Origin of the sequence: Pseudomonas sp. GZD-222 (genome assembly GCF_049310525.1) — a bacterium.
In the GTDB taxonomy this organism is placed as follows: Bacteria; Pseudomonadota; Gammaproteobacteria; order Pseudomonadales; family Pseudomonadaceae; genus Aquipseudomonas.
The window spans coordinates 1-6663 of sequence record NZ_JBMOWO010000030.1; the positions used below are offsets into that span (position 1 = coordinate 1).

5 protein-coding genes are annotated in these 6663 nt (G+C 61.7%); 4 read left to right on the forward strand and 1 reads right to left on the reverse strand.

The genetic code is table 11. The annotated features are described in order from the left end of the window. Positions 1 to 75: 75 nt before the first annotated feature. Complete coding sequence (locus ACO6VD_RS06065; protein WP_422417682.1) at positions 76 to 543, reverse strand: DUF721 domain-containing protein; 468 nt, start codon at positions 541 to 543, stop codon at positions 76 to 78. A gap of 284 nt (positions 544 to 827) precedes the next feature. On the opposite strand from ACO6VD_RS06065, the gene secA reads away from it, so the two are divergent. From secA to ACO6VD_RS06085, 4 genes are all read left to right on the forward strand, one after another. Beyond that, positions 828 to 3563 (forward strand): preprotein translocase subunit SecA, encoded by a 2736-nt coding sequence (secA, locus tag ACO6VD_RS06070; RefSeq protein ID WP_422417683.1) that lies wholly within the window; start codon positions 828 to 830, stop codon positions 3561 to 3563. Between the two features lie 124 nt (positions 3564 to 3687). Then, positions 3688 to 4905 (forward strand): bifunctional glutamate N-acetyltransferase/amino-acid acetyltransferase ArgJ, encoded by a 1218-nt coding sequence (gene argJ, locus ACO6VD_RS06075; protein ID WP_422417685.1) that lies wholly within the window; start codon positions 3688 to 3690, stop codon positions 4903 to 4905. A gap of 66 nt (positions 4906 to 4971) precedes the next feature. Next, the gene (locus tag ACO6VD_RS06080) at positions 4972 to 5604 is read left to right on the forward strand and encodes a glutathione S-transferase family protein (protein WP_422417687.1); all 633 of its coding nucleotides are present in this window, start codon (positions 4972 to 4974) and stop codon (positions 5602 to 5604) included. Next, positions 5601 to 6545 carry a Nudix family hydrolase gene (locus ACO6VD_RS06085; RefSeq protein WP_422417689.1) on the forward strand — a complete coding sequence of 315 codons (945 nt, stop codon included), beginning with the start codon at positions 5601 to 5603 and terminating at the stop codon, positions 6543 to 6545. The genes ACO6VD_RS06080 and ACO6VD_RS06085 overlap by 4 nt, the downstream gene beginning before the upstream one ends. Positions 6546 to 6663 lie beyond the last annotated feature (118 nt).

A 6663-nucleotide genomic window follows, 5' to 3' on the forward strand; every position in this document is an offset into this window, starting at 1 on the left:
TGCGTGTGTGGGGGAGTGGTCTTGCCCCGCGGCAACAATCGGTCAGTTACATCGCATCGCGGGGCAAGCCCGCTCCTACCCAGGTTGCTCATCCTTGTCCCGCGCATGACTGGCCAGACGCTCAAGCGCCGCGCGCAGTTTCGGATCGCTGATGCCGTCGGCGGTCGCCTGAATGCTCTCGGCGGCACGTGTGGAGAGATCGGCGGTGTGCGTGGCGGCCCGGCTCTGGGTGGTGGGTGGTTGCACCTTGAAGAGGATCCGGGTCAGGCTGGCAAAGGCGTCCAGGGTCTGCAACTGGCGTTGCAGGCGCTTTTGCTGATAGCGCAAGCGCGTGGCCCAGTGACCATCGGTAACGATCAGCAACAGCGTACCTTCGCGCCAGGAGGCGAGGTGGCAATGCTCGCGGGCAGCCGGCTGCAATTGGCTGTCGAGCAGCTTTTGCAGCTGCGCCAGACGTTGGGCCTGGCTGAACAGGGCTTTGAGCGGCCTGGCTTCGCGCAGCAGTACAGCGGGCGCGCGAGCCGGCAAGGGGCGAAAAGCCATGGAAGGACACCTGAAGTTACAGTAGCGGCATCTTAGCAGATCCCCCGGCGCACGCCTTGCCCGGGTGTCTGTGGAAAAACTTCATGTAGCCAATGGGTTGAAGTTGTGAAAAAAGCCCTTATTGTAAAAAAGCCCCGTCAAAGCGCTGTGCCAGCATCGTGGAAATCCACCACTTTCCTCACCGTCGTTTCCGGGTAGAATGCTCGTTCGCATGCGGCCATAAGGGCTGCACGGGCGACTCACGGGGCCGCCCTCCATCCCTATGTGTGGAAGATCCTGTCGATATGTTTGCGCCTTTGTTAAAAAAACTTTTTGGAAGCAAGAACGAGCGTGAGGTGAAACGCCTGCTCAAGGCGGTGCAGTCCGTCAATGCCTTCGAAGAGAAGATGGTGGCCCTCTCGGACGAACAGCTGCGCGCCAAAACCGCAGAGTTCAAAGAGCGCCTGGCCAAAGGCGAGACCCTGGACCAGCTGCTGCCTGAGGCCTTCGCTGTCACGCGTGAGGCCGGTAAGCGGGTCATGGGCATGCGCCACTTCGACGTCCAGTTGATCGGCGGCATGGCCTTGCACGAAGGCACTATCGCAGAAATGCGTACCGGTGAAGGCAAGACCTTGGTCGCAACCCTGGGCGTGTACCTCAATGCACTGTCCGGCAAGGGCGTGCACGTGGTCACGGTCAACGACTACCTGGCCCGCCGTGACGCCAACTGGATGCGTCCGCTGTATGAATTCCTCGGTCTGACTGTCGGCGTCGTCACGCCGTTCCAGCCGCCGGAAGAAAAACGCGCTGCCTATGCTGCCGACATCACCTACGGCACCAACAACGAATTCGGTTTCGACTACCTGCGCGACAACATGGCGTTCAGCATGGACGAGAAATTCCAGCGCGAGCTGAATTTCGCCGTGATCGACGAAGTCGACTCCATCCTCATCGACGAAGCACGGACCCCGCTGATCATCTCCGGCCAGGCCGAAGACAGCTCCAAGCTGTACATCGAGATCAACAAGCTGATCCCGCGCCTCAAGCAGCACATCGAGGAAGTCGAAGGCGAAGTCACCCAGGAAGGTCACTTCAAGATCGACGAGAAGAGCCGCCAGGTCGAGCTCAACGAAGCCGGTCACCAGTTCATCGAAGAGATGCTGGCCCAGGTCGGCCTGCTGGCCGAGGGCGAGAGCCTCTATTCGGCGCACAACCTGGGCCTGCTGACCCATGTCTATGCTGGCTTGCGCGCGCACAAGCTGTTCCATCGCAACGTCGAGTACATCGTCCAGGACGGGCAGATCCTGCTGATCGACGAGCACACCGGCCGTACCATGCCGGGCCGCCGTCTGTCCGAAGGCCTGCACCAGGCCATCGAAGCGAAGGAAAACCTGAACATTCAGGCCGAAAGCCAGACCCTGGCCTCGACCACCTTCCAGAACTACTTCCGTCTGTACAACAAGCTGTCCGGCATGACCGGTACCGCTGACACCGAAGCCTTCGAGTTCGCCCAGATCTATAACCTCAACGTTATGGTCATTCCGCCGAACAAGCCGCTGGCCCGGAAAGATTTCAACGACCTGGTGTACCTGACTGCGGAAGAGAAGTACGCCGCGATCATTGCCGACATCAAGGAAAGCATGGCCCAGGGGCGTCCGGTGCTGGTAGGTACTGCCACCATCGAGACCTCCGAGCACATGTCCAACCTGCTCAAGCAGGAAGGCATCGATCACAAGGTACTGAACGCCAAGTACCACGAGAAAGAAGCCGAGATCATCGCCCAGGCCGGTCGTCCGGGTGCGCTGACCATCGCGACCAACATGGCCGGTCGTGGTACCGACATCCTCCTGGGCGGTAACTGGGAAGTGGAAGTCGCGGCCATGGACAACCCGACGCCTGAGCAGATCGCGCAAATCAAGGCCGACTGGCAGAAGCGTCACCAACAGGTGATCGAATCCGGCGGCCTGCATGTGATCGCTTCCGAGCGCCACGAGTCCCGTCGTATCGACAACCAGCTGCGTGGTCGTGCCGGTCGTCAGGGTGACCCGGGTTCCAGCCGTTTCTACCTGTCGCTGGAAGACAGTCTGATGCGTATCTTCGCCTCTGACCGGGTGAAGAACTTCATGAAGGCGCTGGGCATGCAGTCTGGCGAGGCCATCGAACACCGCATGGTGACCAACGCCATCGAGAAAGCCCAGCGCAAGGTCGAAGGTCGCAACTTCGATATCCGTAAACAGCTGCTCGAATTCGACGACGTGGCCAACGAGCAACGTAAAGTCATCTACCACATGCGTAACAGCCTGCTGGCAGCCGACAACGTAGGCGACACCATCGCCGACTTCCGTCAGGAAGTGCTCGATGCCACCGTCTCCCAGCACATTCCGCCGCAATCGCTGCCTGAGCAGTGGGACGTGGCTGGTCTGGAAGCGGCACTGGCCAGCGATTTCGGCGTGAAACTGCCAATCCAGCAGTGGCTCGACGAAGACGATCACCTGTACGAAGAAACCCTGCGCGAGAAGCTCATGACCGAGCTGCTGGCGGCATACAACGAGAAGGAAGAGCAGGCCAGCGCCGAAGCTCTGCGTACCTTCGAGAAGCAGATTCTGCTGCGCGTACTGGACGACCTGTGGAAAGACCACCTGTCGACCATGGACCACCTGCGTCACGGTATTCACCTGCGTGGCTATGCGCAGAAGAACCCGAAGCAGGAGTACAAGCGCGAGTCGTTCAACCTGTTCCAGGAACTGCTCGATTCGATCAAGCGCGACACCATCCGCGTGCTCTCGCACGTTCAGGTTCGCCGCGAAGATCCTGCCGAAGAAGAAGCTCGTCTGCGCCGCGAGGCCGAAGAGCTGGCAGCCCGCATGCAGTTCCAGCATGCCGACGCACCTGGCCTGGAAGCCGGTCAGGTACAGGAAGAGGGCGCTGACGTTGCCGTGGCCGCCGCGCCAGTGCGCAACGAGCAGAAGCTGGGCCGCAACGAGCCATGCTGGTGCGGTTCGGGCAAGAAATTCAAGCAGTGCCACGGCAAGATCGACTGATCAAACCGTTGATGCACCCCGCTGAAATCTGAACACCGCGCCGCGACTGGTCCCCACCGTCGCGGCGTTGTTCCATCTCAAGCACCGGCCTATTCGACCCGGTGTACTTTTTAGGAGCGCTTACATGGCTGTTGGTCTTGGTCCTTTGCCAACGTTGCACCCGGTTCCAGGTTTCGAACTCGGCATCGCCTCTGCGGGTATCAAGCGCCCGGGGCGCAAGGACGTGGTGGTCATGCGCTGTGCCGAAGGCTCCAGCGTTGCCGGCGTGTTTACCCTCAACGCCTTCTGCGCTGCGCCGGTAATCCTCGCCAAGCAGCGTGTGCAAGGTACCGTGCGCTACCTGCTGACCAATACCGGCAATGCCAACGCCGGTACCGGCGCTCCTGGTCTGGCCGCTGCCGAGCGCACCTGTGCCAAGCTGGCTGAGCTGACCGGCGTTGATGCCAGCGCAGTATTGCCGTTTTCCACCGGCGTCATTGGTGAGCCGCTGCCCGTCGAGAAAATCGAAGGCGCCCTGCAGGCGGCGCTGGATGATCTGTCGGAAAACAACTGGGCGGCCGCGGCTACCGGCATCATGACCACCGACACCTTGCCAAAGGGCGCCAGCCGTCAGTTCCAGCATGACGGTGTGACCATCACCGTTACCGGTATCAGCAAAGGTGCCGGGATGATCCGTCCGAACATGGCCACCATGCTCGGATACATCGCCACCGACGCCAAGGTCGCACCCGCAGTGCTCAAGGACCTGATGCTCGACGGCGCCAACAAGTCGTTCAACCGCATCACCATCGATGGCGATACCTCGACCAACGATTGCTGCATGCTGATTGCTACCGGCAAGGCGGATGTCGCTGAAGTGACCGAGGCCAGCGGCCCGCTGTTCGAAGCGCTGAAAAAAGCCGTGTTCGAAGTATGCATGGACGTGGCCCAAGCCATCGTCCGTGACGGCGAAGGCGCGACCAAGTTCGTCACCGTCGAAGTCAACGGCGGCGGTAACCACCAGGAATGCCTGGACGTCGGTTACGCCGTGGCGCATTCGCCGCTGATCAAGACCGCACTGTTTGCCTCCGACCCGAACTGGGGCCGTATCCTGGCTGCTGTGGGTCGTGCCGGTGTGCCGGAGCTGGACGTCAGCCTGATCGATGTTTACCTGGGTGATGTCTGCATTGCCAGCAAAGGCGGCCGCAGTGCCACCTACACTGAAGCTCAGGGCTCGGCGGTGATGGCCGAAGAGGAAATCACCATCCGCATCGAGCTGGGCCGTGGCCAGTGCAGCGAAACCATCTGGACCACTGACCTGTCCCACGAGTACGTGAAAATCAACGCCGAATACCGTACCTGATCTCATCGCGGGGCAAGCCCACTCCCACAGCTTGCCCCGCGATAGTCCCCCTGATGGAGCCGAACCATGAGTTACCACCTGATCATCGGCGACAAGCTGTATTCCTCCTGGTCGCTGCGCGGTGCCCTGGCCCTTGAGCTTGCCGGCGCCACCTATGATGAAACCCTGATCAAGCTCAACCAGCCCGACACCCGTGCGCGGCTGCTGGAGTACTCGCCGACCGCCAAGGTGCCACTGCTCAAGTGCGAGCACGGCATCATCGCCGACTCTCTGGCCATCGCCGAATACCTGGCCGAGCGTCATCCTCAGGCCAATCTGTGGCCGACCGATATTGCCGCACGTGCCCAGGCCCGTTCTGCCTGCGCGCAGATGCACAGTGGCTTCTTCGCCCTGCGCGGCAACATGCCGTTCGATCTGTCGCGCGATCAAGCATTGGAGAGCATGCCGCTGGACGTGCAGGTCGATATCGACCGTATCGTCGCCCTCTGGTCGGAATGCCGTCTGGCGTCAAAAGCAGCCGGTCCGTTCCTGTTCGGTACCGCGAGCCTGGCCGATGCCTTCTTCGCGCCGGTTGCCGTGCGTCTGCGTACCTATCGAGTGGAAGTACCTGCCGAAGCGGCAGCCTACATCGAGACCATCTACCAGTGGCCAGCCTTCCAGACCTGGCAAAAAGCTGGCCTGGCGGAGCGTGAAGGGTGAAACGCATACATGTAGCTGCGGCGGTCATTCGTGGTACCGACGGTCGTATCCTGATTGCCCGGCGTGCCGATACCCAGCATCAAGGCGGCCTGTGGGAATTTCCCGGCGGCAAGGTCGAAGATGGCGAAGTGGTGGACATCGCCCTGGCGCGCGAGTTGAACGAAGAGCTGGGCATTGCCGTCACTGCCGCGCGGCCGTTGATCAAAATCCACCACGACTACCCGGACAAGCAAGTGTTGCTGGATGTCTGGGAGGTCACTGGCTTTACCGGCGAGCCCCACGGTGCTGAGGGTCAGCCGCTGGCCTGGGTGACGGCTCGTGAACTGCCGCAGTACGACTTCCCCGAAGCCAATCGGCCGATCGTCGCGGCGGCACGTTTGCCGGGTGAATACCTGATCACCCCGGAGGGCCTGGAAGTCCCGCAGATGCTGCGTGGCATTCAGAAGGCCATTGCCGGCGGAGTCAAGCTGGTGCAGCTGCGTGCGCCGAACATGTACGACCCCAAGTACCGTGACGTAGCGGTGGATGCGGTCGGCCTGTGCGCTGGCAAGGCGCAGTTGATGCTCAAGGGGCCGCTGGAGTGGCTGGGCGACTTCCCGGCGGCCGGCTGGCACCTGACCTCTGAGCAACTGCGCAAGTACGCCAGCAAAGGCCGGCCGTTCCCGCAGGAGCGCTGGCTGGCGGCGTCGTGCCATAACGCTGAAGAACTGGCGTTGGCCGAGCAGATGGGGGTGGACTTCGTCACCTTGTCGCCGGTGCAGGCGACCCAGACCCATCCTGAGGCTCAGCCGCTTGGCTGGGAGCAGGCACAGCGGCTGATCGAAGGCTTCAGCAAGCCGGTTTATCTGCTCGGTGGTGTCGGTGCTGCCGAGCGCGAGAAGGCCTGGCAGCATGGTGCTCAGGGTGTGGCGGGGATTCGGGCGTTCTGGCCTGAGATTTGAGTCAATCGCGGGGCAAGCCCTCTCCCACAGTTCCAAGCAGTGGGAGCGGGCTTGCCCCGCGATGGCCCTTACGGTTTCGCCGCTGCCTGCCAAAGCACCTCAGCTACTCCCTGGCGCC

What these genes read in the sequence shown, in the direction of transcription:
- ACO6VD_RS06065 (WP_422417682.1), bottom strand. Translation starts at nt 543, where the DNA reads ATGGCTTTTCGCCCCTTGCCGGCTCGCGCGCCCGCTGTACTGCTGCGC.
- ACO6VD_RS06080 (WP_422417687.1), top strand. Translation starts at nt 4,972, where the DNA reads ATGAGTTACCACCTGATCATCGGCGACAAGCTGTATTCCTCCTGGTCG.
- secA (WP_422417683.1), top strand. Translation starts at nt 828, where the DNA reads ATGTTTGCGCCTTTGTTAAAAAAACTTTTTGGAAGCAAGAACGAGCGT.
- argJ (WP_422417685.1), top strand. Translation starts at nt 3,688, where the DNA reads ATGGCTGTTGGTCTTGGTCCTTTGCCAACGTTGCACCCGGTTCCAGGT.